23 protein-coding genes are annotated in these 22,166 nt (G+C 56.0%); 8 read left to right on the top strand and 15 right to left on the bottom strand.

The features are described from left to right. Positions 1–121 precede the first annotated feature (121 nt). The 7 genes from FU672_RS06125 to FU672_RS06155 all read left to right on the top strand — a co-directional run bounded on the left by FU672_RS06125 (position 122) and on the right by FU672_RS06155 (position 7,526). Entirely contained in the window at positions 122–1,216 is a 1,095-nt protein-coding gene (locus FU672_RS06125; RefSeq protein ID WP_148242554.1) for a glycosyltransferase, read from the top strand. Between the two features lie 43 nt (positions 1,217–1,259). After that, positions 1,260–2,402, top strand: a complete 1,143-nt coding sequence (locus FU672_RS06130) for a glycosyltransferase family 4 protein (protein ID WP_148242555.1) — start codon at positions 1,260–1,262, stop codon at positions 2,400–2,402. Positions 2,403–2,414: 12 nt separating this feature from the next. Then, a complete protein-coding gene (locus FU672_RS06135; RefSeq protein WP_148242556.1) occupies positions 2,415–3,581 on the top strand; it encodes a nucleotide sugar dehydrogenase in 1,167 nt (388 codons plus the stop codon). A gap of 121 nt (positions 3,582–3,702) precedes the next feature. Then, a complete protein-coding gene (yjbE, locus tag FU672_RS06140) occupies positions 3,703–3,963 on the top strand; it encodes an exopolysaccharide production protein YjbE (RefSeq protein WP_148242557.1) in 261 nt (86 codons plus the stop codon). Positions 3,964–4,027: 64 nt separating this feature from the next. Then, positions 4,028–4,672, top strand: a complete 645-nt coding sequence (locus tag FU672_RS06145) for a YjbF family lipoprotein (RefSeq protein ID WP_187360784.1) — start codon at positions 4,028–4,030, stop codon at positions 4,670–4,672. Then, complete coding sequence (locus FU672_RS06150; RefSeq protein ID WP_148242559.1) at positions 4,672–5,421, top strand: capsule biosynthesis GfcC D2 domain-containing protein; 750 nt, start codon at positions 4,672–4,674, stop codon at positions 5,419–5,421. The genes FU672_RS06145 and FU672_RS06150 overlap by 1 nt, the downstream gene beginning before the upstream one ends. Next, positions 5,418–7,526 (top strand): YjbH domain-containing protein, encoded by a 2,109-nt coding sequence (locus FU672_RS06155; RefSeq protein WP_148242560.1) that lies wholly within the window; start codon positions 5,418–5,420, stop codon positions 7,524–7,526. Before FU672_RS06150 ends, FU672_RS06155 begins: the two co-directional genes overlap by 4 nt. Before the next feature lie 49 nt (positions 7,527–7,575). On the opposite strand, the gene FU672_RS06160 is transcribed toward FU672_RS06155, so the two are convergent. Genes FU672_RS06160 through FU672_RS06175 form a run of 4 tightly spaced genes read right to left on the bottom strand, consistent with a single transcriptional unit; the run spans position 7,576 to position 12,520 of the window. Then, entirely contained in the window at positions 7,576–8,178 is a 603-nt protein-coding gene (locus FU672_RS06160; RefSeq protein ID WP_148242561.1) for a DJ-1/PfpI family protein, read from the bottom strand. Between the two features lie 22 nt (positions 8,179–8,200). Then, a complete protein-coding gene (locus FU672_RS06165) occupies positions 8,201–9,391 on the bottom strand; it encodes a glycoside hydrolase family 88 protein (protein ID WP_148242562.1) in 1,191 nt (396 codons plus the stop codon). 13 nt (positions 9,392–9,404) lie between these two features. Continuing rightward, positions 9,405–10,685 carry an oligosaccharide MFS transporter gene (locus FU672_RS06170; protein ID WP_148242563.1) on the bottom strand — a complete coding sequence of 427 codons (1,281 nt, stop codon included), beginning with the start codon at positions 10,683–10,685 and terminating at the stop codon, positions 9,405–9,407. Further along, on the bottom strand, positions 10,682–12,520 hold the full coding sequence (locus FU672_RS06175) for a DUF2264 domain-containing protein (RefSeq protein ID WP_148242564.1): 1,839 nt from the start codon (positions 12,518–12,520) through the stop codon (positions 10,682–10,684). The genes FU672_RS06170 and FU672_RS06175 overlap by 4 nt, the downstream gene beginning before the upstream one ends. 228 nt (positions 12,521–12,748) lie before the next feature. Between FU672_RS06175 and FU672_RS06180 the strand changes: the two genes are divergently transcribed. Further along, the gene (locus FU672_RS06180; protein ID WP_148242565.1) at positions 12,749–13,606 is read left to right on the top strand and encodes an AraC family transcriptional regulator; all 858 of its coding nucleotides are present in this window, start codon (positions 12,749–12,751) and stop codon (positions 13,604–13,606) included. Positions 13,607–13,645: 39 nt separating this feature from the next. On the opposite strand, the gene cobT is transcribed toward FU672_RS06180, so the two are convergent. From cobT to cbiK, 11 genes are read right to left on the bottom strand one after another with little or no spacing between them, the layout of a single operon-like run. Then, entirely contained in the window at positions 13,646–14,701 is a 1,056-nt protein-coding gene (gene cobT / locus FU672_RS06185; protein ID WP_148242566.1) for a nicotinate-nucleotide--dimethylbenzimidazole phosphoribosyltransferase, read from the bottom strand. An 11-nt stretch (positions 14,702–14,712) separates the two neighbouring features. After that, complete coding sequence (gene cobC / locus FU672_RS06190) at positions 14,713–15,321, bottom strand: alpha-ribazole phosphatase (protein ID WP_148242567.1); 609 nt, start codon at positions 15,319–15,321, stop codon at positions 14,713–14,715. Between the two features lie 3 nt (positions 15,322–15,324). Then, positions 15,325–16,083, bottom strand: coding sequence for an adenosylcobinamide-GDP ribazoletransferase (cobS, locus tag FU672_RS06195; RefSeq protein ID WP_148242568.1), 759 nt, complete (start codon positions 16,081–16,083; stop codon positions 15,325–15,327). Further along, positions 16,074–16,625, bottom strand: a complete 552-nt coding sequence (gene cobU, locus FU672_RS06200) for a bifunctional adenosylcobinamide kinase/adenosylcobinamide-phosphate guanylyltransferase (RefSeq protein WP_148242569.1) — start codon at positions 16,623–16,625, stop codon at positions 16,074–16,076. The genes cobS and cobU overlap by 10 nt, the downstream gene beginning before the upstream one ends. Next, positions 16,622–18,145 carry a cobyric acid synthase gene (locus FU672_RS06205; RefSeq protein ID WP_148242570.1) on the bottom strand — a complete coding sequence of 508 codons (1,524 nt, stop codon included), beginning with the start codon at positions 18,143–18,145 and terminating at the stop codon, positions 16,622–16,624. The genes cobU and FU672_RS06205 overlap by 4 nt, the downstream gene beginning before the upstream one ends. Then, on the bottom strand, positions 18,142–18,960 hold the full coding sequence (locus FU672_RS06210; RefSeq protein ID WP_148242571.1) for an energy-coupling factor ABC transporter ATP-binding protein: 819 nt from the start codon (positions 18,958–18,960) through the stop codon (positions 18,142–18,144). The genes FU672_RS06205 and FU672_RS06210 overlap by 4 nt, the downstream gene beginning before the upstream one ends. Before the next feature lie 11 nt (positions 18,961–18,971). Beyond that, complete coding sequence (locus FU672_RS06215) at positions 18,972–19,649, bottom strand: energy-coupling factor ABC transporter transmembrane protein (RefSeq protein ID WP_148242917.1); 678 nt, start codon at positions 19,647–19,649, stop codon at positions 18,972–18,974. Then, positions 19,636–19,917, bottom strand: coding sequence for an energy-coupling factor ABC transporter substrate-binding protein (locus FU672_RS06220; RefSeq protein WP_148242572.1), 282 nt, complete (start codon positions 19,915–19,917; stop codon positions 19,636–19,638). Before FU672_RS06220 ends, FU672_RS06215 begins: the two co-directional genes overlap by 14 nt. A gap of 1 nt (position 19,918) precedes the next feature. Then, entirely contained in the window at positions 19,919–20,656 is a 738-nt protein-coding gene (gene cbiM, locus FU672_RS06225; protein ID WP_148242573.1) for a cobalt ECF transporter S component CbiM, read from the bottom strand. Then, a complete protein-coding gene (locus FU672_RS06230; RefSeq protein WP_148242574.1) occupies positions 20,653–21,366 on the bottom strand; it encodes a cobalt-factor II C(20)-methyltransferase in 714 nt (237 codons plus the stop codon). Before FU672_RS06230 ends, cbiM begins: the two co-directional genes overlap by 4 nt. Next, positions 21,363–22,157, bottom strand: a complete 795-nt coding sequence (cbiK, locus tag FU672_RS06235) for a sirohydrochlorin cobaltochelatase (RefSeq protein ID WP_148242575.1) — start codon at positions 22,155–22,157, stop codon at positions 21,363–21,365. The genes FU672_RS06230 and cbiK overlap by 4 nt, the downstream gene beginning before the upstream one ends. Positions 22,158–22,166: the final 9 nt, after the last annotated feature.

The raw sequence follows: 22,166 nt of genomic DNA on the forward strand, positions 1-22,166 counted from the left end.
TTCAATATCAAATTACACCTCATGAGCATAATACCTGACACACCAAACAAATAGAATCAATCTTAAGCTAACAAATTCCTTTAAAAGCACCACTCTATATATCCTATTATGAGGAAGTATTATGCGAATAACCTTTGTTATTACAGGTCTGAATATTGGCGGAGCTGAAATACAAGTATGTAATTTGGCAGATGAGTTATCAGATGCTGGAAACAATGTGCAGCTTATTTCCATCTCCGGTAAATCACAGCGGCGACCTAAAAATAGTGCAATTCATTTGGTTGAACTATTAATGCTGAAAAATTCACTCTCGTTTCTTAAAGCATATTTCCAGGCACGTAAGACGATCAGAGAGTTTCAACCAGACATCGTCCATAGCCATATGGTACATGCTAACATTTTTTCCCGCCTGCTTAGAATCACTACACCAATACCAAAGCTAATTTCCACATCCCATAATTCCTACGAAGGAGGATCGCTACGGGCCTTTATGTGCAGAATCACCGACCCGTTATCGACGCTCTCCACTAATGTCAGTCTGGCAGCGACTAAAAGCATCATAAATCGCGGAAGCGTTAATAAAAATAAAGTCGCCACCATTCACAACGGAATTAAGATTGAAAACTTCTGTTTTAACGAAGTTAACAGGGAAAAGTTACGCCGTGAAATCGGTGTCGATCCGCAGACACCTTTACTGCTCTCAGTCGGTCGGTTAGCTCCTGCAAAAGATTACCCAAACTTATTACGTGCATTTGCCGCAATAAAAAATAGCACTCCTGTCGAGCCCCAGTTAGCCATTATTGGCAGTGGTGCACTTGAAACCGAATTGAAAACCCTGGCAATCGAGCTTGGAGTTGCTAACCGTGTGCACTGGCTTGGCATGAAAACCAACGTCCATGAATGGTTAAGCGCTGGAGATATTTTCGTTATGTCATCTGCCTGGGAAGGTTTTCCATTAGTTATTATTGAAGCGATGGCAGCAGAACGCGTGGTTGTTGCGACTGACTGCGGTGGGATTAGAGAAGCTCTCAGCGGCAACGGTTTCTTAGTTCCACCGCACTCTTCCGCTGCCCTGGCTGAGGCCATTATCAAGGCGCTGAATCTTTCTCCTGAAGAAGCGCGACAAATGGGTGAAGCTTCCCGTTGCCATATTGAACAACATTTCTCGATGAGCGCGATTGCTCAAAAATGGATTGCGTTATACCGCTCTCTTTAATATTTCCATACAGAAATACCTCTGTTTTTATTACTGATAAATCATGAACAATATTGCTATCACAGCCAATACCAGTTGGTATATTTATAATTTCAGAAAAAACACTATCGTAGAGCTCATTAACAGAGGAATCAATGTCCATGTTATTTCTCCTTTTGATGACTATACGGATAAACTCCGTGCGCTAGGATGCCGGGTGCATGATATAAAAATTGACGGACGAGGAATGAACCCTGTGACTGATACTTTGACATGTCTCAGTTTCTTCCGTCTATTTTTGAAAATAAAGCCACAAACGATTTTAAACTTCACTCCCAAAAATAATATTTACAGTTCACTTGCAGCAGCCTCACTCAACATTCCTGTAATCAATAACATTGCCGGACTGGGTCACGCATTTATTCGTGACGGTTTTTTAAATAAAATTGTGCGTGCACTCTATAAAATAAGCCAAAGAAAAGCAGAGTATATCTTCTTCCAGAATGAAGAGGACATGGCCGTTTTCCGAAAGCATAATATTGGCACAGCAGCAATTAAAAAGCGGATACCCGGCTCAGGTGCCGATCTCGCACGTTTTGCTTTCACGCCAGTACAGAAAGAAAAGACAATTAAATTCCTTCTCTCAGCAAGAATGCTGAAGGAAAAAGGCGTTTATTTATTTGCCGATGCAGCAAGGCACTTTAAACAAAAATACGGTAATAAAGTCGACTTTTCTCTTTTAGGTTTTTGCGAAGCTCAACACCCTTCAGGTGTGAACATTGATGAAATCAGCACATGGGTTGATGAAGGTATTATCAATTATCTGGGCGTGACGGATAAGGTCGAAAGCGTACTTAAAGATGTTCACTGCGTGGTCCTGCCTTCTTATTACCGGGAAGGTGTGCCCAGGTCGCTGCTCGAGGCCGGCGCTATGGGTAAACCGATCATCACGACTGACAACGTCGGCTGCCGTGAAACCGTGGTGGACGGATTTAACGGCTATCTCTGTGAACCCGGCTGTCTGTCAAGTTTAATTGAAGCCATCGAAAAGATTATTGATGCGACGGAGCATGAGCTTGCTCAGTTAGGTAAAAACAGTCGTATGCATATCGCCAGCCATTTTGATGAAGCCATCGTCATCAATAAATATTTATCATCCATCAGTCAGGTCACTAAGCATCGCAGCAAGTTGCTTATTCATCCTTAGAGCTAAACTATTATGAAAATTGCCATCGCCGGAACCGGATATGTCGGTTTATCCAACGGCATTCTGCTTGCTCAGCATCATGAGGTTGTCGCCCTTGATATCCTTCAGCACAAAGTTGATTTATTGAACGATAAAAAATCGCCGATAATTGATCACGATATTGAGCAATATTTAAAAAATAAGAACCTGAACCTTCGCGCCACAACCGATAAACACGATGCCTATACGAATGCTGACTTCGTGATTATCGCCACACCGACAGATTACGACCCAGAGACAAACTACTTTAATACCGCCTCCGTTGAGGCGGTGATTAAAGATGTCGTCAACATTAACCCGCAGGCAGTGATGATTATTAAGTCTACCGTTCCGGTGGGTTACACGCAGCACATCAAAGCGTTGCTGGGTATCGAAAACATCCTCTTCTCACCGGAATTTCTGCGTGAAGGGCGAGCCCTGCACGATAACCTTCACCCATCGCGAATTGTCGTTGGTGAACGATCCGAACGCGCCTCACTCTTCGCCAGTTTGCTGCTGGAAGGTGCGGTCGATAAGCACTGCCCGGTCATTTACACTGACTCGACAGAAGCCGAAGCGATCAAGCTTTTTGCCAATACCTACCTGGCGATGCGCGTCGCCTATTTCAATGAGCTGGATAGCTATGCCGAAACTCACGGCCTCAGCACACGTCAGATTATTGAGGGCGTGTGTCTGGATCCTCGTATCGGCCATCACTATAACAACCCGTCATTTGGCTACGGTGGCTACTGCTTGCCCAAGGACACGAAACAGCTCCTGGCCAACTACCGTGACGTGCCTAACAAGCTTATCGGCGCGATCGTCGAAGCTAACAGCACGCGTAAAGATTTTGTTGCCGATGCTATTCTCCGTCGCTCACCGAAACGCGTGGGCATATACCGCTTGATTATGAAAGCTGACTCGGACAATTTCCGCGCGTCCTCCATTCAGGGCATTATGAAGCGTATTAAAGCCAAAGGCATTGACGTTGTTATTTATGAGCCGGCGCTAAAGGAAAATGAATTTTTCCATTCCAGGGTGATTAAAGATCTCAATGAATTCAAGAGCAGCGTCAACGTGATTATTTCTAATCGAATGTCCGCCGAGCTCATCGATGTACAAAGTAAAGTTTATACACGCGATATTTTTGGCGATAACTAAAAATCCCATCATAAAATATTTACCTTAAACATCCACTGTTTGAGGTTCCCCTTATTTCTCTACACGGCATTTATTTGCCCTTTGAGGAATACACCACTGTAATCACCAATAAGGAAATAACATGAAATTTATTAAATTATCTGCCCTGCTGCTCTGCGTCCTGTCCGCGCCAATGGCTTCTTTCGCCGCAATCGAAACCGCTGCTGCGGGTAGCACAACGGGCACCGCAGCAGGATCGTCTGCCGCCGCGGCGGGTGTGGCGACCGGCACAGCCGTTGCCGTAGGCGCTGGCGTCGTGGGTGCCGTCGCTATCGCAGCCGTTGCAGCAAGCAACAGCAGCAACGGTAGCGGCAACACGGGAACGACCACGTCTACGCGTTAATTGACAATACCTTCATGGGGCTCCTCTGAGCCCCATTTTTTTCTGTTTCACTATGACGTCTATTATGTTCAAAAAATTTTGTCTGGCGGGTGCAGTGTTCTTTATCAGCGCATGCAGCCAGCATCGTCCCGGGATCCTCTCCCAGACGATTATCCAGTCTCTTTCTTCGCAGGATGCCTTCATCGACCGCGCTAAGGTCGATCAGGTGCCGTATGCCTCGATGGCCCTCACCGTTGCCGATGGCCCGCAGGCGTTTATCGTGCTTGCCTGGGATGAGGAGAACACGCAAAAGTGGCTCACTGCCGATGCAAAAATGATCGCCGCGCGAAGCGGACGCCTCATAAAAACGCTCGGCTTTAGCGCTAACCTGTTGAGTCTGGAGAGCAATGTACAGGATCCGCTTGCGGCTCCGCTCACGATTAAGGAAGGCCAGCAATGGCATGCGCAGGCACGGTGGGAGGATAACGGATTTCACGCTGCCAACATCATTTCGCGATTCCACTGGGCGGGTTCGCAGGACTTTACCGTACTGAGCGTAACGCATCGCTACCGCGTGCTGGAAGAAACCGTGACGGCTGAAGCCGACGGGACGACCTGGCAGCAACGTTACTGGGTCGATCCCCAGTCCGGACGCATCGTTCACAGCAAACAAATTTTGCATCCTCATGGCCAGACGTGGTCTGTTACCCTGCTAAAACCGTATTCCTGATGAAAAAAAAAATCATACTTGCCGCCATGCTTCTGGCAGCAACCCCGCCGGGCTACGGTCAGGGGAAAATCGCACTCATTTGCCAGCCAGCCTGTGCCGTGGCTGAAGTCACCGCCGATAACCTGAGCGAGCTGGTAACCCATCCGGCACTCCCTAAAAACATCGACTGGGAAAGCGCACGCCTTTCCACTCCTGCAAACGATGCTGAACAGCAGTTTCGTCAGCAGCAGATTCTGAAGACACTCACTTCAGCAGTTCAGGAATTACAAGACCAGGGCGATACGCGTCAGGCTCAGCGTATCGCATGGTTAAGCCAGCGTCTTCAGGCGCTGAAAGTCATTGGCGGTTTTTCGTTGCAGCTGGATCCAGACTGGGTACGCCTGAAACCTGAGAATTCGCCAGGACTCGAGGGTGATTATCGCCTGTACCTCCGAACCTTCCCGGCGCAAAACCTGACACTCTGGAACGGTACCCGCGAGAGCACGCCGTGGATTGCCGGCCAGCAAACCGCCGCCTTGACGGCCGCAGATCGGCGGCAGCCCGGTATCGACCCGGATAATGTCACGGTCATCGCGCCGGATGGCACTGTCACAATGGTACCGACAGGCTACTGGAACCGCCGGTACCATGAACCGCAGCCCGGCAGCCAAATCTGGCTGAACCTGCAGCTCAACGCATTATCACCGCAATATCAGACACTGAACCAACGTATCGTTCAGTTGCTTAGCCAACGGACTGACAAACCATGAAATTCACCCCTCTCAGCTACAGCATTGCGCTATTATTTAGCGGCATCAGCACGGTTGCCAGCGCAGATGTCGGCACCCCGCTGTCTCTTCCCTATGTCTCCCCTTCCCAGTCCGACTTTGGCGGTGTGGGATTGTTGCAAACCCCGAGCGCGCGAATGGCCCCGTCAGGGGAATTCAGCATGAGCTATCGGGACAACAACCAGTACCGATTCTGGGCCCTGTCACTGCAGCTCATGCCGTGGCTTGAAACCACGATTCGTTATACTGACGTTCGCACCCGCCAGTACGGTGATAAAAATTTCAGCGGCGATCAGACATACAAAGACAAAGCCATCGACCTCAAAGCCCGGCTGTGGCAGGAGACGCGCTGGACGCCCGATATTTCACTGGGGTTTCGGGATATCGGCGGAACAGGACTGTTTGATAGCGAATACCTGGTCGCCAGCAAAGCCGCAGGACCATTTGATTTCACGGTAGGAGCAGGCTGGGGTTACCTCGCCAACAGCGGCAACATTGCCAACCCATTTTGTCGGGCAAGCAACAGTTTTTGCCAGCGCAGCGAAAGCTACAGTGGCCGCGGCGGCTCGGTTGATGCCGATCGCTTTTTCCATGGCCCGACAGCGCTGTTCGGCGGCGTGGAGTATCAGACGCCCTGGCAACCTCTGCGCATTAAAGCTGAATATGATGCCAACAACTATCGTAACGACCGGGCCGGGCGGTTAAAGCAAGATTCACTGGTGAACGTCGGGGTGCTGTACCGTTTGAATGACTGGAGTGACTTCTCCGTTGGCTACGAGCGTGGAAATACCCTCACCTTCGGCATCACGCTCAACACCAATTTCGAAACGCTGCGCAGTCAGGCATATATACCACCAAAACCGGAATACAGTCCCTCGGAGCAACCGGCAAACTTTGCCCCTCATGTCGTCGCGACCCAGTTGACTGCCCTGCGCGATAACGCCGGTTTTGCTTCGCCGCGCATCGATCGTGTGGGTGATACCGTGTATGTCACAGGTATGCAGACCGATTATCGTGACTGGAGTGAAGGCGTGGATCGCGCTAACCGCATCATCATGAACGCCCTGCCAGCGGGTGCCCGCCAGATTGTCATCACCGAAGAGCGTGATAATTTACCGATGGTGAGCTATCGCAGCGAAACCTCTTCCCTCGCGGAAGTGATGCGTGGAATGCCGCCGGGAGTCCCGCAGCCCCCGAATGTGGGAAGGGTCGAGGAGCCAAAGCAACCTGCATCAACTCTGGCGGGCTATGCCCTGGAAAAATCTCCCTGGCAGTTCAACTGGTCGCCGGTGCTCAACCAGTCGTTCGGCGGGCCCGAGTCGTTCTATATGTACCAGATTGCCCTGAGCGGCAGCGCCAGCTATCAGATTTCCGATAACTGGAAAGTCGGCGGCGTAGGCTTACTCAACCTGCATAATAACTACAACAAATTCAACTACACCGCCCCCCCTGCTGACAGCCATATCCCACAGGTTAGAACCCATATTCGTTCTTACGTCAGCACCAGCGATGTCTATCTGAACAATTTACAGCTGACGCATACCAGCACGCTGGGCAACGGCTGGTACATGCAAAACTACGGCGGTTATCTTGAGATGATGTTCGCGGGCGTCGGCAGCGAAGTGCTCTATCGTCCCCTCAAAAAGCAGTGGGCCCTCGGTGCCGACCTCAATCAGGTGAAGCAGCGAGACTGGAACAATCCGATGAAAATGGCGGATTACAGCGTCACGACCGGACATGTAACCGGGTACTGGCAGCCGCAGTTTGCCGATGAGTTTCTGGTGAAGATAAGCGTGGGACGTTATCTCGCTGGCGATAAAGGTAGCACGGTGGATATTTCACGGCGCTTCGCCAGCGGCATTACGGCCGGAGCCTATGCCACTCTTACCAATGTTTCATCCCACGATTACGGTGAAGGCAGTTTCACCAAAGGCTTCTACGTTTCCATTCCACTGGATTTGATGAGTACGCGTCCCACCAACACCCACGCGAAACTCAACTGGGAACCGCTCACCCGCGATGGCGGGCAGCCTTTGCAAAAACGTTATTCACTGTATGACCTCACCGGGGCCAGAGGCCCGGAGTAATCCTTCCCGTCATCCCGCCATAAATATCCTCCGGCATAGCCGGAGGTTTTCAGATGTGCCGGTAAACGGGCTGCCCGAATAAGGGATCGGTATCCTGCCACGCGTAATCAATATGACTGGCCTGCTCGCGCGCCAGTGCTTCATCACCCTGTAATCGCGCCGCCAGGGTAAAGGCGAAATCAAACACGTTGCCCAGCCCGCGGCCGCTCAGCAGATTGCCGTCTTCCACCACGTCGGCATCGACGTAAATGCCATCGCTGACTGTTTTCCACAAATCGCCGGAACAGACATAGCGGCGACCTTTGAGCAGTCCGTTGCCGCTCAGCACGCGGGCGGCGGCGGAGCAAATCGGGCAGATATATTTGCCCGCTTCATCATGACGGCGAACGAAGGCGATCGCCTCCGCGCTTTTCCTCAGGTTGACGCCGCCTTCCGGACCACCCGGTAACACCACGGCGTCAAAGGTCCGATCGAGGCTGGCCTTCAGGGTGCTATCCGCCACCATTGGGATGGCGTGATAGCTCACCACTTCGCGACTCTCGCCGCAGGCAATCGTCTGCACCGTAATATTCAGGCGGCGCAGGATATCAATGGTGACGATCGCTTCCCCCTCTTCAAAACCGGGGGCTAATAGCACGGCTACGCTTTTCATCTTGCTCTCCATTGCTTCAGGGTTACCAGTACGGATGCCAAATCTGTCGCAGCCGCGCCAGCAGCTCAAGATAGAAATAGTCCCCCCAGCTACAGCACTGATCGACGCCCTTACCGCTGCCCATATGATAAACCGAGTGCTGCAGCAGCCCTTCGGTCGGATCGTCGTCATGAGCAAGGTAGTTATCGGTCAGCGACAGCGCCATACGCAGCGCCATCTCTTCATAATACGCACGGTTTGCGTCGAGCGTCGGCAGCGCCTTGACCAGCTCCAGCAGGCCACAGGCGGCAATCGCCGCCGCTGAACTGTCGCGCACTGCGTCGGTACCGAGCAGGGCCAGATCCCAGTGGCAAACATCATCTTCCGGCAGACGGTTGAGGAAGTAATGCGCCAGGCTGCGTGACAGCTCAACCATCTGCTTATCGCCGGTGTGCTGATAGCTGAGCAGAAAGCCGTAAATGCCCCATGCCTGGCCGCGCGACCAGCACGAGGTATCGCTGTAGCCCTGATGGGTGTTGCCAAAGCGCGGCTCACCCGTCTGCACATCCATATACCAGGTGTGATACGTCGAGGCATCTTCACGCACGATATAGTGCGCTGCCTGTCCGGCGTGAGCCGTCGCCGCTTGCGCATAGCGAGGATCCCCGGTCTGTTCGCTGGCCCAGTACAGCAGCGGCAGGTTCATATTGCAGTCGATGATCATTCGCCCCTGCTGCTCCGGGTCGTTTAAATCACCCCACGCCTGAATAATGTTGGCCGTCGGATTAAAACGCTCCATCAGGCGCTCGGCAGCCAGCAGCGCCGACTGGCGAGCGGCTTCGTTGCCGGTGAGCCGCCAGGCGCTGATGCAGGAGAGCGAATAGAGGAACCCGAGATCGTGCGTTGCGGTGTCGATACGCTGCTCAATACGCCGGGCGAACGACGGTAAATAGCGCTCGGCGGCTTCGCGATAATGCGCTTTGCCGGTCATCTCCCACGCCAGCCACAGCTGGCCAGGCCAAAAACTGGTGGTCCACTCCACGTTATCGGTGCGCGGCCAAATACCCTTCTCACAGGCTTCGCCGGGGAACTTATCGCCGAAGGCGACAATATTTTTGTCGAGCTTGCGCGTTACGCGGGTTAACGCCGCTTCCAGCTTCTGGCTCAGTACCAGGCGATCGACCTGATGCAGTTCGATCGGCCGCAGCGCTTCGGTGATAACAGATTTGGTCATAACAACTCCTGAATTAATGTTTGGCCGGTTCAACCGGGGCGGTATCTAAAGCCGGAGCAAAAGGTCGTGAGACATCGCGCGTCGACTGGCATCGCGATAGCGTAAAGGCGGAAATCAGCGTAAATATCAGGGCGCAGCAGCCCATCAGCAGATAGGTATGCTCAAAGCCTATCTTGTCGTACAGATAGCCGGCAGGCGGGGCGACGACGATCGAGCCAACGTAAATCATCGCCTGGTAGCCCAGCAGGTACATCGTGGCGTTAACCCGACGATGGAAATGTTCGGCGATGTATTTGAAGACCGAAATCAGCAGCAGCGCGATCTCGACACCATAAAACGGTTTGATGATGGAGATAACAATCGGGTCACTGGTCAGTCCGGAGGCTATCAGCCGCGCTCCTACCACGCAGCCGCAGAACAGCATGCCGCGCTTAGCACCGTAGTGGTTCACCAGCCACGGGATAAACATCATCATCACGAACTCCATCCCCGACTGGACGGTGCTCAGGTAGCCGTACCAGGCATTTCCCTGCTCTTTGGTGGCGAAGAACGACACGAAGTAGCGCGGGAACTGCTGTTCGGCGATAAACATCATCCATGCCACCCCGGCGACGTAGAGGCTAAACATCCAGAATTTGCGGTTTTTCAGTAGCATCAACACATCGGCAAAAACGATCTTATTGGCGGAGATGACGCTGTTATTGCGCAGCTGCTCATCGCCGATTTTGAGGCTAATCAGCACCAGCAGCATCAGTACCGAGGTACCGCTGCTGAGCAGAAAGTTGGCCAGCGGCGTGAGGTTAAACAACAGCCCGGAGACCGAAGCCGCCATCGCCCAGCCCAGCGAACCCCACATTCTGATGCGGCCAAACTCCAGGCCGTACAGGCGGCTAAAGCGGTCAGCGTAAGATTCAGACGCCGCCACGCCAGCGTACCAGCCCAGGCTCAGATACAGCGCGCCGATGATAATCCCCGCCATCGCATGGCTTTGCAGCAGCGGCTGGTACACCAGCGCGAAGAACGGCGCCATCAGCGCAGAAATGGCGCAGACAAAATAGAGCAGCCACTTGCTCATGCCGATTTTGTCCATGATGTAGCCGTACACCGGCTTCAGGACCACCGCGAAGACGCCATTGATGGCGAACACGCTGCCGATGGTGACGCTATCGAGGCCCACTTTCTGGCTCAGCCATAAGGCGTACAGGCCAAAGCTGGATGACCAGGTGAAGAAGTAAAGAAAAATAAAGGTACTCATTTTGTACTGTGCGGCGCGTACGGACGATGATGTGCTCATAGCGATGCCTCCGGGGCCAGAACGAGCGTCGTTTCCTGTCGTGCCGTCACGAAGCGTACCGCGTCATCGCTAATGATGGCCTGTGGGCAGCGTTGCGGATCGAAGTCGGCGGCATTTCCCGCCCACACCGCGCTTATCAACAAATACATACCGGGGTCGAGTTCACCGCGCAGCACCGGCACCGCCGCGCGCTCGGCGAACAACAGATTACTGTTTGGCGGCGTCACCACCGTCTCGCCGCCGCGGGCGTGCGGATGTAAACAGAAAATGGCTGATACATCCTGGGCATTGCGTAACCAGCAGGCGCTGTCACTCTCGTGTGCCTGCGGCTGTGGGCGATTCGCCAGGCTAAAGCCACCCTCCACGCAATCCAGCGCGCGCCGGGTATTGATACGATGGACGCGCAGTTGCCAGTCGCCCAGCGCCAGCAGCCAGCTCTCAATCACCACATCGCGCCACGGCAGCCAGAGGCTGTAAATGGTACCGTCTGCGGTGACCACGTGCTGGCATTCGCGGCGGCCACGCCAGTAGTTATCCTTTTCGGCCAGCAGCAGCATCGAATCGGGCGCGGCATGGTTCAGGCCGTAGCGCCCGCGTTCGATGGTGAAGCCAAAGCGGGTGGAATAGGCAAATTTGCAGTATTTCGCTTCGGTATTGACGAAGTTGTTCAGCTCCAGCTGGCCGGAAGTCAGCATCCACAGGTGATCGGCCTGATGCACCACCACCTGATCCGCATGAGCTATCGTGTGTTGGACGGGCAACGGCGGCAGCGGCAGCTCAGCCGCCTGCCAGAAGGCATCGCCCTCATCTAATGCCAGCGCCAGCAGGGTCTTCAGGCCCCAGTACGGTGAACCCGGCGCGTTGTAGTCTTCCGCCATCGCCAGATTCGGGTAGCTGTAGCCGACGCTGAGTACGCCGTCGCGGTCGAACATCGGCTGCTTCAGCCACCAGCGCAGATGGCGCAGAACGATGCCCTTAATCACGCCGGGCGAAAAGACCTCCAGCCCGGCGAAGGCCGCCGCACTCCAGAACGCCGCCTCGGCAAAGCGGTAGGTCAGGCTACGGCCAAACGGGATCGCCGCGCCGTCTTCGGCAAAGAAATGGATGAAGTCAGAGGAGAAACGCGCGGCCCGGTGACGCAGCGTTGCACAACGCTTTGGATCGACCTCGACCATGAGCTTCGCGTAAATCAGGCCATAGAAATGAAAGCCCATCGAGATGTAATAGTCGCGCGGCCGACCCGGACCATCGGAGTACCAGCCATCGCCGAGATAGTAGTGCTCCATGGCAGCAAAATGATTCTCCAGCACCTGCGGGTTGGTCGGCATGCCGCAATGATGGAAGCCGACCTGCACCAGAATCGGAAAGAAGTGCCAGTTGTTATCGGGGATCTCCTGGGTCTCGCACTGCTTTAGCCAGCGCCATAAATTCGCTTTCTCCGTCTCGGTGAAGTGCGCCAGTACGGTATCGCCCGCCAGCGCCAGCAGCAGCCCGTAGGCCGCCATCTCGACGATTCGCTGATCGTAAGGCGCGACGTCGCCCCAGTAATCGGTATGCTGCGGATTGGTGCCGTTTTTTATCGCCTGTAAATAGAAAGAGAAGTGTTGCGGCTCACTGCCGCCAGCCAACAACGGCGTCACGCCCCACAGCAGGCGGGAAAACGTTTCCATGCTCGCGACCTGCTGGCCGTAGTGAGCGGTAAAGTTCGCTAAATCAATGCGGCTGGCGTCTTTTTTAAAATAAGGCGTCACCGCGTTCAGCATATCGTTGACCAGCCGTAGCACCTCTTCCCGGCTTGTCAGTGGATTATCCAGATGAATATTTTCAGGTTGCACAGGGTCCTCCCGCATTACACGAGGGTAGAGATAAGTTATTGTTATTAGGCTTTTTAAAGCCACGCGTGCGACGTCTGGATGAAGAGTAACTGCTTTTATTCCCGGTGCTGAGTGAGCAGACTCACAAAATTAAACCGCCATTTCATTTTTTCTGGATTTTGTGGTTCGCGAGGGGGATAAATTACAAATGATGGCCTAAAAATTTAAATCTGTTGTCCTGGAGGTAAAATGGGTGAAACGCAACTGCTGGAACGCATTACGCTCGATCGGCAGGCCATTTCATTTAACCGCATGTACACCACCAGCGCGATTTACTACCACTGGCATCAGTGCGTTGAATTGCTCTATATTTCCAGCGGCTACGGCATCGTGGTGGTGGATAATCAGCACTACACCGCCCGTCCGGGGCGATTATTTATCTTCCCGCCCTTCCGCTTGCACAAAGTGCAGGTCGATCATAGCGATAAGAATCCCTATCACCGCACCACTATGCACATTGAGCAAGCGGTCGTCGAAAGTGCGCTCAGCGCCTTCCCGCGCCATCAGGCCCGGTTCGCCGCGCTGGCCGCCAGCAATCTGCCGGCGCAAATTTACGATCTCAGCGAGCACGCGGCGTTTATCGAGAGGATCCTTGAACAGTTTCAGCGCCTGGAGGGCAACGAGCAGACCGAGGCCTGCGAGGTGGCATTTCTGGTGATGCAGCTCATGACATTTCTGCCCGAGCAGCCGCAGCCCTACCCGCCGCGCCAGCAGACCGTGGCCTCGCGGATTATGAGCTGGATTGAAGCCCACTATGCCAGCAAGTTTTCGCTCGACCAGCTAGCCCACGACCTGGGGCTCTCGCGCAGCTATACCTCTCGCATTTTCCGCCAGCAGACCGGGGGCAGCATCCACGAATATTTGCTGACCCGGCGGATAAAAAGCAGCTGCGATCGGTTACGGTACGGCGATGAGACGATTGACGCCATTGCCCTGGCCGTCGGGTTTAGCGAGGTGACCTATTTCATCACCTGCTTTAAAAAGATGATGCGTCAGACGCCGCTGCAGTATCGACGTCGTATCCTCAACACCAGAATGCCAGGTTAACGGGGTTTTGATGACTGGCCCAAAGCTGAACGCTTTCCGTCATGCCGGAACCGGCAATTCAATGCCGCTTTGCGCCAGTTGCCCCATCTCGCAGTACATTGCGCAGGCCGCGCTGACGATAGACATAGCCAGCGCGGCACCGCTCCCTTCGCCAAGACGCATGTCAAGATGGATAAACGGCGCCAGCCCAAGGTACTCCAGCGCACGCCTGGCCCCCTTTTCGGCGGAAAAATGAGAGGGAATACAGTAATTCTTAACCTCTGGCGCAATCTGACAGGCGGCGATGGCTGCGGCATACGAGAGAAAACCGTCTAATACAACGGGCAGTCCGCATGCGCCAGCACCCAATATCACCCCGGTCATGCCCACCAGGTCATAGCCGCCGACTTTGGCCAGAACATCCACCGCATCGCGCGCATCCGGCTGGTTAATGCGTATCGCCTGCCGGACAATGGCTTCCTTATGCTGCACCCGGTCCTGCGGTAAATTGGCCCCAATCCCCACCACATCATGCGGATCGCTGTCGGTCAGCACGCTGATGATTGCCGAGGCTGGCGTCGTATTGGCAATACCCAGCTCGCCTACGCCAAAGACGGAGATCCCCTCCTGAGCGCGTTTTTTAACAAGGCTGGCACTCGCCAGCAGCAGGTGCTCGGCATCCTGACGGCTCATCGCCGGCCCCTGGGCGATATTACCGCTGCCACGCGAGAGTTTAAGGCTGAGCATATTGTCGATATGCTCGCCGTCAATACCGATGTCAACGGGAAGCACCGACGTCTGGCTATTGCGGGCCAGCACGCACACCCCGGTCAACCCTTTTTGCATATTGACGGCCTGAAGCCAGGTCACCACCTTCGGCGTCACGGCCACGCCTTCATCAAACACGCCATGGTCGGCGCACATGACGATAATCTCTTTTTGCAGATTATCGAGCCTGTCGATTCCCCACATTCCCGAAAGCTGTATTGCCAGACTCTCCAGCCGCCCGAGGCTGTTTGTCGGCTTTATTAAGCCATCAACATGCCGCGAGGCCGCCTGAATCTTCTGTTTATCAAGCGGTCTGATGGCCGCCGCCAGCGCCTTCACTGTCCCCATCCTCATCACCCTCACTCTTCAGTTTGCCAAACGCTTCTGCCATTAAATACGCGTAACACCCAATACCCGGCCCGATTTTCAACGACCGTGTAGGCATCGTGACTGAACGGGAAGTGCCACATCGCCGCCACGGGCATCCCTAACCAGGTTGCCAGCAGCAGGCTCAGCACGCCCTGATGCGCCACAATGAGCGTGTCTTCGCGCTGCTGCCGTTGACTCATCTCATCCGCCGCCGCCCTGACGCGCGCGGCGAAATGCGGGAAGGCCTCGCCGCCGTCGGGCGTTGCGTTTTGCCAGTCATCCATCCAGCGCTGCCACGACGCGGGACTTTCTTTTTCGATGTCGCTGAAGTGCCGCATCTCCCACTCGCCAAAATCCAGCTCATTAAGTCGTGCATCAACATGGACATCATGGGCTGTCGGCACGATCAGCCGCGCCGTTTGCTGGGAACGTTGCAGCGCACTGACGCGCGTGTGCCCGAACGCGACGCCGGACAGGTACCCGGCAACACGCTGGCTTTGCGCAATGCCCTGCGGCGAGAGCGACAGATCGGTGCTCCCGTAAAATACGCCGCTGATGTTAGCGGTTGTTTGACCGTGCCGGACCAGAAATATACGCATACATCAGACCCACAGTAGCGCCAGCAGGAAGACCATTTCGCCGATCTCTTCCATCGCGCCCAGGGTATCCCCCGTCAGCCCGTTCAGTCGGCGGCTTAAAAAGATTTTTACCGCGTTGACGACAATCCAGGTGATGACGCTGGCAATAAGCCCATGCATCCCCGCCATCAGCCCCACGAGCGCCACGCCGATGCAGAGGGTGATGACCGTCTCTTTGCCGCTGATATGGCCGAGATACGCGTTTGCCATTCCTGCGCCTTCGCGCGCATAGTGCTGTCGGTACATGGCCAACACCATTGCCGTTCGCCCGACGATCGGCGCGCACACCAGCAGCGCAAACAGGGTATTAACCGGAAGGTGAGCCAGGGAGATCACCGCAGCGACTTTGATAAGGATGCAGAATACGATAGCCAGACCGCCGTAGGTCCCCAACCGGCTATCGCGCATAATCTCCAGCATTCGTTCGCGGGTGCGGGCAGAAAACACGCCATCGCAGGTGTCCGCCAGACCATCCAGATGAAACCCGCCGGTCAGCAGCACCAGCGCCAGTACCCAGGCAACCGCACCGATATAGATCCCCCCGCCCGTCTGGCTCACCGCCAGATAGCCTAAGGCGGCCAGCACGCCAACGATCAGGCCCACCACGGGAAACCAGGGGACGCCACGGCCATACTGCGAAAATTCAACGCCGTCGCTCCATTTTTGCGGCACCGGAATACGGGTAATGAATCCCAGCGTCGCCCACAACATTTTTAACGGCATTTAATCTTTACTCCAATTCCCGAGACCACCAGCCACACTTCCTGCGCCGCCCGCGCCAGCCTTTGGTTCGCGCGCCCGGCAATATCAACAAAATGACGAGCCAGCCGATTCTCTGGCGTGATGCTCATGCCCAGCTCATTGGTCACAATATAAACCGGTGCCGCCGACTGCTGACAGGCCGCAATCAGGTCGTCCACCTGCTGTTGCAGCACCGCCTCAAGCGCGGAAAAATCGAGGGTCTCCGGCGAAGCGCCGCCGCTGGCGTCATAGAGCAGGTTCGACAACAGGGTGGTGACGCATTCCAGAACCACGCCTTCGCCCGGCTGCACCTGGTGGCGAATCACGTCGCCCAGATCGCGATACCCTTCCCAGGTTCGCCAGTGCGCAGGACGCTGGGCGCGGTGCTTGTCAACGCGCAGCGCCATCTCTTCATCGGTAATCACTGACGTCGCGATATAGAGCACGCGCTCGCACTGCTGCTGCGCCAGCTGTTCGACGTGCGCACTTTTCCCGCTGCGCGCGCCTCCGGTGACTAAAATCATGCGTCCTCCTCCTGATGCTCCCGCATTATTTGATAGATCTTTTTAATATCAATATGTTCTCTCATCGCGCTCGCCAGGATATCAAACTGTTGCGCTTTATAAGTCGCGTAATCGACCGCAACGTCTAAGGGCGCCAGTCCTTTGCGCTGGCGTAAGCCATCCACCATCGCGCGCGTGAAGGCATCGTTGTCGAATAACCCGTGGAGATACGTCCCTATCACCTGCCCGTCAGCGCTGATGGCGCCGTCCGCTATGCGCTCGCCCTCTTTTTCCAGAAACAGCGCCGGGCTACCGTCGGATGTCAGCCGGGTCTCTCCCATATGAATCTCATAGCCCTGCACCTTAATGCCCGCTGCCGACTTAAGCCACGCCGGGAGCGCCGACGCCATCTGCGCCGAGACCTGCGTCGTGGTTTTTCGCTGCGCGAAGCGGGTGACGGTATGGAGCAGACCCAGCCCCGGCTGGGTTCCCAGCCCCGACTCCACCTCATCAATGATGGTGTCGCCAAGCATCTGGTAGCCGCCGCAAATGCCCAGGACGGGCACGTTCTGCTGGTGAGACTGGAATACCGCGTGCGCCATACCGCTTTCCCGCAGCCAGGCCAGATCGCCCAGCGTATTTTTACTGCCGGGCAGAATCACGAGGTCAGCCCCCGCCAGCTCATGGGGATAACGGACATAGCGCACGCGAACATCGGGCTGCGCCGCCAGGGCGTTAAAATCGGTGAAGTTGGAGATGTGCGGAACCTGTACCACGGCAATGTCGATATCGCGCTGGGCGGTTCGCAGGTATTTTCCCTTTTGCAGCGCCACGCCGTCTTCATCTTCCAGATCCACATCCAGCCACGGCATAACGCCCAGCACCGGCACGCCAGTCAGGTTTTCGATCTGCTCTATACCCGAGTAAAGCAGCGCAACATCGCCACGAAATTTATTGATGATGACCCCTTTCACCCGCGCCCGCTCGTGGTCATGCAGCAGCGCCAGCGTGCCGTAGATGGCGGCAAATACGCCGCCCCTGTCAATGTCCGCCACGAGGATCACCGGGCACTGCGCCATTTCGGCCATCCCCATGTTGACGATATCGCGATCGCGCAGGTTAATCTCCGCCGGGCTGCCCGCGCCTTCCAGCACCAGCACGTCATACTCCCCGGCCAGGCTGTTATAGACTTCGCGGATCTGCTCCCGCAGACGCGGCTTGTACTCGTGGTAGCTGACCGCGTCCATATCGGTTGCCACCTGTCCCATCAGCACCACCTGCGCTTTACGGTCGCTGGTCGGTTTTAACAGTACCGGATTCATCCGTACGTCCGGCGTTATCCCCGCCGCCTGGGCCTGTAAAATCTGCGCGCGGCCCATCTCTTTTCCCTCCGGTGTGATACCGGAATTGAGCGCCATATTCTGCGACTTAAACGGCGCGGTACGCAGGCCATCCTGATAAAAAATCCGGCACAGCCCCGCCACCAGGACGCTCTTGCCGACGTCAGAAGCGGTTCCCTGCAACATAATTGCCTGCGTCATGAGGCCTCCTTCATTACGTTTTTTTGTCGCATACGGCTGAAAAATTCATCTTCGGTTTTACATAACGGCAGGCCAAGCTGCGCGTGCAGTTTGACGAGCCAGGGCTGCGTTAATCCGGCCCGTTCAATCAGTTCGCCGCGGGCAAAGACCTCTCCCGGTGCGCCGTGCGCCAGCACTTCTCCCTGGCGCAGCACGTAAACGGCATCGCTGACTTCGTAAATCAGATCAATATCATGACTGGAGATCACCACGTGGTTCCCCTGCGCCACAATACGCCTGATAATTTCGATCATCTGCGTGCGTCCTGAAGGATCAAGCCCGGCCGTGGGCTCGTCCAGCAGAAGATAGCGGGCCCCCAGCACCAGCGCTCCGGCAATGGCGACCCGCTTCTTTTGCCCATGGCTCAGGCACTGGATCGGCTGCTGGCGAAAATGCTGCGCGTCGACCAGCGTCAGCGCATCGTCGACGCGCCGCGCAATCTCCGGTTCCGCCACGCCCAGGTTACGCAGGCTGAAGGCGATGTCGCTATCAATATCGGTATAAAAGATCTGCTGATCGGGATCCTGAAACACCGTTGCGACCTGTTGACGGAGCGCCAGCAGTCCGCGCTTGCTGTAGTCCAGCGGCTTCCCCTGCCACAGCACCGCCCCCTGCTGCGGCTTCAGCAGGCCGCTCAGGTTCATAAATAACGTCGACTTTCCGCAGCCATTAGCCCCGACCAGCCCGGTGACCGGATGGGTCGAAAAATCCAGCGTCAGTCCTTTGAGTACCTGCGCCTCCTGATAGCGAAACCAGAGATCGGCGGTGGTCAGCATGGTGCGATTCCTTACAGGGGAAAATCACCCTGGTAGAGTTTAATATCCAGCGTGGTCGCCATCTGCTGATAGCGAATCAGCACCCGGGTGAACAGCAAACCGACCAGCATCGCCAGCGAACGATAGCCTTTTGGCAGGCTACGATAGCCAAAACGCAGCGTCTGCGCGCGGTGAATCGCCAGCGCTTCGTCTAACAGAATAAAAATAAAGCGCCAGGTCAGCAGGATCTGCTCGGTGAGCAGGCGCGGCACGCGCGCCCGCTTAAGCAGCACAATCAGCTGCGGAAACGGCAGGTTCAGCACCAGCCAGAAGGTCGCCGCCAGCGCGGCAAGGCTGCGCCAGAAGGTTTCATTCGCGGTGGTCAGCCCGGAAGCGGTAATCCCCAGCCAGTAGTGCCCCACCGGGACGCCTGCCGCCAGCGTATGCGGGTCACGGGTGACGCTAAAGAGGATCGTCAGCACGCCGACCAGCAGAAAGCCAAACGGCAGCGCCATCCAGCGGCACCAGCGCCAGAAGGTCATTCGCAGCAGCCAGCAGGTCAGCCCCGCCGTCAACGCCAGGACGATCCCCTGCCCCAGCGGCGGCAGCGCAAACGCCAGCATCATCAGCGCCAGCCAGAGCAGAAACTTGCGTTCCGGCGCAACGTGAACCCAGCGGCTCTGGTAGCTAAGCCTGTCAAGCCCGGTCATCACGGCGCTGTCTGCCTTTGGTGTAGCCCAAAATATAGAAAATCACCGCTGCGCCAATAGACCCCTGGAGCGTAAACAGCAGGCTTTCAATTTCGCCGCTGGCGGGTTCATAGAGCGGCGTGAACCACGGCGTGTAATCAGGCGCCACAACCTGAATTTGATTTTCGGCTTCACCATCCGAACCGCCAAACTCACCGCCGTGATCGATAAAAAATGGCAGTACGATCAGGGCGAGCACCATCGCCAACAGCATCAGCGTCTTTTTCATCTCAGTGTCCTTGTGCGGTAATCAGCTGACGTTTGGTCAACTGGTCATAAATCATCACGGTTAACAATCCCTCTGCGATGGCGATGGGGATCTGCGTCAGGCAGAAAATGCCCATGAATTTCACCATCGAGCCCGTGGCGCCCGTCGCCGGGTCCGGGAACGCCGCGCCAAGCTGGACCGAGGTCACAAAATAGGTCACCAGATCCGCCAGCATCGCGCACAAAAATACCCCGACGTCACGGCGGAGCCCGGTACGGCAGGCCATTTTCCACACCATGTACCCAACAACTGGCCCAATCACCGCCATCGACATGCCGTTCGCGCCAAGCGTGGTTAACCCGCCGTGCGCCAGCAGCAGCGCCTGAAACAGCAGCACGATGGCGCCGAGGATGGCGACGACGCCCGGCCCGAACAGAATCACGGCGAGCCCCACGCCGGTCGGATGCGAGCAACTGCCGGTCACCGAGGGGATCTTCAGCGCCGACAGCACGAAAATAAACGCCCCGCACAGCGCCAGCAGGACTTTCTGGTGGCTATCCTCCTGCACGATACGGCGCAGGCGCACCAGCCCGTACCACAGACACGGTAAGAAGAGCAGCCACCACGCCAGCGCCCACATCGGCGGTAAAAACCCTTCCATGATGTGCATCGCGAACGCCTGCTCCGGCACCATCATCAGCAATAGCGCCGCCGCCAGGCCACTTAATGACAGCTGTTTAAGCTGTTGGTCGAGTTTCATCGCGTATCCTCCCACTGTTTGTTGACCAGAATGGTCGAGAAATAGGGTAACGGCTGGTCATCAGCAACTTCATCCAGATGTCGCCAGCACTGCTCGCCGGGGAGCGTAGCCTCTGACATCATCAGCGCGCAGTTCAGCAGCCCGGCCTGCGTCAGCAGCGCTTTGATGCGCGCAAACCGGCCATAGACCTTCATCAGCACCAGGCTGTCGTGCTGCTGCAGCGCCTGCGCAATCTCCGCTTCCGGCGCGGTACAGGCGATCACCGCCAGCGACTGCTGTTCCATCGCCAGCGGCGTTTTTGACCGCGCGGCAATCGCGGCAAACGACGTCACGCCGGGCACAATTTCCAGCCAGTCCGGGCTGCCGATGCGCTGAAGTAAGAACACCCAGGTGCTGAACAGCATCGCGTCGCCCAGGGTGATAAAGCCAACCTGTTTTCCGGCGTTCACCTCCCTCACTAACGCGTCGGCCACCGCATCCCACACCGCCTCCTTTTCAGCGCTGTCGGCGCTCATGGGAAAGTGGCAGCAGCGGATTTCGGTCTGTTCGCCGATAAACGCCCGGACGATAGAAAGCGCCAGGCTATCGCCGCCTTTGCGGCCCGCCGGGGCGTAGAGAATATCCAGCGAACCGAGGATCCGTGAGGCGCGCACGGTGATGAGGTCCGGCGCGCCAGGTCCGGTACTCAGGGCGTACAGTTTGCCGCTCATGCTGCCTCCTCCATCGACACGCTCAGCGCCTGCTGGAGATGGGCAACGAACATCGCGCGCACCGCCGGGTTTTCTCCCAGTCCGCTCAGCCACGGCGTTGCCGGGATCCCGGCGACGTTAAACAACGTCTTCCAGGAGTCCTCGTCGTCAGAGGCCATATCGTTGATGGCGTGATCGCCTGCCACCAGCATCAGCGGCATCAGATGCACGGCGGTGACGCCTTCTCTACCGAGGCTCTCAATCAGGATGTCGACTTCCGGATAGCTCTCCACCGCGCCGACGCGGGCCGGGAAGCCCTGAGCCATCATCATGTGGTCGAGACAGGCATAGGCCGCAAAGGCGTGATGGCTGGCGCCGTGGCCCATAAACACCACTTTTTCCGTGGCCCCAAGCGTCGGCATCTGCTGTTGCAATGCGCGCATCAGCTGCGCGTAATCGTCGTGACTGCTCAGCAGCGGTACCCCCAGCGTCAGGCGGGTAAACAGCGGGCGCAGGCTCTGCACGTCACGGACGATTTTCTCGTACTCATCGCCGTTGATGATGTGCAGGGACTGGATCGCCACGTCCTGATATCCCTGAGCCGCAAGCTTTTTCAGCGCCTGCATCGGCGTATCGATCTCAATGCCGTCACGCTGTTTGAGCTTGCGAACGATCATCCCGGAGGTGAATGCCCGAAACAGCTCGCGGTCAGGGCAGCTTTCCGCCAGCGCACGCTCGCAGGCCACAATGTTCTTCTCGCAGGTATCGGGGTAGCTGGTACCAAAGCTGACCACCAGAAGCGCCTTTTTCATCTCTAACTC

Origin of the sequence: Enterobacter asburiae (genome assembly GCF_008080435.1) — a bacterium.
In the GTDB taxonomy this organism is placed as follows: Bacteria; Pseudomonadota; Gammaproteobacteria; order Enterobacterales; family Enterobacteriaceae; genus Enterobacter; species Enterobacter asburiae_C.

Coding starts and splice junctions, on each gene's coding strand:
- FU672_RS06125 (WP_148242554.1), top strand. CDS start 122: ATGCGAATAACCTTTGTTATTACAGGTCTGAATATTGGCGGAGCTGAA.
- FU672_RS06130 (WP_148242555.1), top strand. CDS start 1,260: ATGAACAATATTGCTATCACAGCCAATACCAGTTGGTATATTTATAAT.
- FU672_RS06135 (WP_148242556.1), top strand. CDS start 2,415: ATGAAAATTGCCATCGCCGGAACCGGATATGTCGGTTTATCCAACGGC.
- yjbE (WP_148242557.1), top strand. CDS start 3,703: ATGAAATTTATTAAATTATCTGCCCTGCTGCTCTGCGTCCTGTCCGCG.
- FU672_RS06145 (WP_187360784.1), top strand. CDS start 4,028: ATGTTCAAAAAATTTTGTCTGGCGGGTGCAGTGTTCTTTATCAGCGCA.
- FU672_RS06150 (WP_148242559.1), top strand. CDS start 4,672: ATGAAAAAAAAAATCATACTTGCCGCCATGCTTCTGGCAGCAACCCCG.
- FU672_RS06155 (WP_148242560.1), top strand. CDS start 5,418: ATGAAATTCACCCCTCTCAGCTACAGCATTGCGCTATTATTTAGCGGC.
- FU672_RS06160 (WP_148242561.1), bottom strand. CDS start 8,178: ATGAAAAGCGTAGCCGTGCTATTAGCCCCCGGTTTTGAAGAGGGGGAA.
- FU672_RS06165 (WP_148242562.1), bottom strand. CDS start 9,391: ATGACCAAATCTGTTATCACCGAAGCGCTGCGGCCGATCGAACTGCAT.
- FU672_RS06170 (WP_148242563.1), bottom strand. CDS start 10,685: ATGAGCACATCATCGTCCGTACGCGCCGCACAGTACAAAATGAGTACC.
- FU672_RS06180 (WP_148242565.1), top strand. CDS start 12,749: ATGGGTGAAACGCAACTGCTGGAACGCATTACGCTCGATCGGCAGGCC.
- cobT (WP_148242566.1), bottom strand. CDS start 14,701: ATGGGGACAGTGAAGGCGCTGGCGGCGGCCATCAGACCGCTTGATAAA.
- cobC (WP_148242567.1), bottom strand. CDS start 15,321: ATGCGTATATTTCTGGTCCGGCACGGTCAAACAACCGCTAACATCAGC.
- cobS (WP_148242568.1), bottom strand. CDS start 16,083: ATGCCGTTAAAAATGTTGTGGGCGACGCTGGGATTCATTACCCGTATT.
- cobU (WP_148242569.1), bottom strand. CDS start 16,625: ATGATTTTAGTCACCGGAGGCGCGCGCAGCGGGAAAAGTGCGCACGTC.
- FU672_RS06205 (WP_148242570.1), bottom strand. CDS start 18,145: ATGACGCAGGCAATTATGTTGCAGGGAACCGCTTCTGACGTCGGCAAG.
- FU672_RS06210 (WP_148242571.1), bottom strand. CDS start 18,960: ATGCTGACCACCGCCGATCTCTGGTTTCGCTATCAGGAGGCGCAGGTA.
- FU672_RS06215 (WP_148242917.1), bottom strand. CDS start 19,649: ATGACCGGGCTTGACAGGCTTAGCTACCAGAGCCGCTGGGTTCACGTT.
- FU672_RS06220 (WP_148242572.1), bottom strand. CDS start 19,917: ATGAAAAAGACGCTGATGCTGTTGGCGATGGTGCTCGCCCTGATCGTA.
- cbiM (WP_148242573.1), bottom strand. CDS start 20,656: ATGAAACTCGACCAACAGCTTAAACAGCTGTCATTAAGTGGCCTGGCG.
- FU672_RS06230 (WP_148242574.1), bottom strand. CDS start 21,366: ATGAGCGGCAAACTGTACGCCCTGAGTACCGGACCTGGCGCGCCGGAC.
- cbiK (WP_148242575.1), bottom strand. CDS start 22,157: ATGAAAAAGGCGCTTCTGGTGGTCAGCTTTGGTACCAGCTACCCCGAT.